This is a genomic window from Desulfoluna spongiiphila (assembly GCF_900101345.1).
In the GTDB taxonomy this organism is placed as follows: domain Bacteria; phylum Desulfobacterota; class Desulfobacteria; order Desulfobacterales; family Desulfolunaceae; genus Desulfoluna; species Desulfoluna spongiiphila.
In genome coordinates, this window is sequence record NZ_FMUX01000049.1 from 1 (window position 1) to 2,159 (window position 2,159).

Below are 2,159 nucleotides of genomic sequence, written 5' to 3' on the forward strand. Positions count from 1 at the left end.
CTTTGTTTGCAAACTTAACCATGCCTTATAAGGAGCATCTTTTCAAATTCTCACCGGTTTACTTCCGGTCAAATCCTATTTTGGACAACAGTGATAAGAAATGTCACTTTTCAGATGGAAAAAATCACTTACCTTGTCTGTGACACCTCTATCAGCAGCTGCTCAAGCCTCTCGATCAAGACATCTCGATCAAAATTCAATTCACAAAACCTTTTCCCTCTTTCACCCATATCTTTCAAAACAGAGGGATCACAATGATACATCGCAAGGATAGACTCTACCAATGCGTACACGTCTTCAGCAGGGCATGCAATCCCCGCCCCTGCCTCAAGAATCAACTCAGCGCCTTCACCATCGATAGAAGCAATCACGGGTTTTCCACAGGCAAGATAAGATTGAATTTTACCGGGTACGGTCAATGCGAAATTAGGTTCACTTCTGAGTGATACAAGCATGACATCTGATTTGTCAAAATAATATGGCATCGCCTCCTGAGGGTATGCCCCCATTAAATGTACTGTTTCAGTCAACCCTAACTCGTAAACCTGCTTGTTTACCCATTCACCCATTCTTCCATCGCCGATAATAATCCAGTGGATATCCTTATATTTCTTAAGAATTTCAGCAGCTGCTAAAATTGTAGGAAACGATTGAGCATATCCAATATTTCCTGCGTACATAATTCTAAACCCTGAGGGAAGTGGCTGGGCATATTTATCTTCAGGTGCATCGGATTCTATGCTATTTACGTTCTCAATGAAATTTGGAAAATAAGATATTAAATCTTCTCTGGAATCTATTTGAAATATACTGGGAATAAAACCTTTGGAAGATACGAGAATCTTGTCACATTGTTTATAAATGAATCGTACAAGAATACGCACAAGATTAATAATGTTACCTGATTTAATTGTACCAGCAGACGAAATACTTTCAGGCCAGAGATCAAGGACCCAAAATAGAATCGGTGCCTTAAAAATTTTCTTTAAAACAATAGCTGGTATACCAACAGTGATCGGAGATACCTCAAATACAAAAATAGCATCAAATCGTTTCCTGAAATAGAGCGGCCCCAATATACTTGCAATAAAAGCATACGACAAATAATTTAAGACTAACTCCCAGCCTTTTCCACTCCCTCTTGGAAAAAGAGGAACACGATAAACATCTACCCCTTTATACTTTTCTCTATATTTCTTTTTAAAAAAGCCATATCCTTTAAAGAAACTACCTGAGGGATAATTGGGAAGGCCTGTGAAGACTGTAACATCATGCCCCTTCTCTTTTAACCCCACAGCAAGATCGTTAATTCTAAAATTTTCAGGCCAAAAATATTGTGTGACAATCAATATTTTCATTCTATTTTTTTTTCCAGACTTCACGATTGATATAATCTGTGTAGGACAAGATAATCCGGATCATCTTGTCTGATACATTTGGCATTGAATAATCATTCACAGGCCTAAGAATTCTTGCCACGCCGTGCCTCTGAGTTTCCAAGACAGATAATGCCTGCATAATTCTTTCCGTTTTCATACCTGTCATCATAACCGAGGCCTCTTCCATCGCCTCAGGTCTCTCATGAGCCTCACGGATATTCAAAGCCGGAAAATTTAATATTGAAGACTCTTCAGAAATCGTACCACTATCAGACAAAACAGCAGTTGCTGATTTCTGCAACCGAACATAATCGGTGAACCCCATTGGCTTTATTAAATTTACCAAATTATGAAATTCAGAATTATCATCATTAATCTTTATTTGAGTTCTAGGATGAGTTGATACGATAACCGGAACTTGATATTTTTCTGCTATAGCGTTAAGCATAGATATAAACTCAGAAAAAATTATCGGGTTTGAAATATTTTCTTCTCGATGAGCAGAAACAAGAAAATATCGGTTTTCTGAAAGATTCAATCGTGCCAATACATCAGAACAATCAATCTTATCCATATACGCATTTAAAACTTCACACATGGGACTTCCAGTTTTAATAACACGATCGGGCGGGAGACCTTCTCTCAGCAAATATTCACGCGCAATATCACTATAGGTCAGATTAATATCACTGATATGATCAACAATTTTTCTATTTGTCTCTTCGGGCACACGCTGATCAAAACACCGATTTCCCGCTTCCATATGAAACACAGGTATTT

At 37.9% G+C, this 2,159-nt stretch carries 2 protein-coding genes; both read right to left on the reverse strand.

Features of this window, described 5'->3' with window-relative positions; all coding sequences use genetic code 11:
- Positions 1–128: 128 nt before the first annotated feature.
- Complete coding sequence (locus BLQ12_RS26740) at positions 129–1,358, reverse strand: glycosyltransferase family 4 protein (RefSeq protein ID WP_092216040.1); 1,230 nt, start codon at positions 1,356–1,358, stop codon at positions 129–131.
- Between the two features lies 1 nt (position 1,359).
- Positions 1,360–2,159, reverse strand: an 800-nt coding sequence (locus tag BLQ12_RS26745; protein ID WP_092216042.1) for a UDP-N-acetyl glucosamine 2-epimerase, incomplete at its 5' end; no start/stop codon positions are given.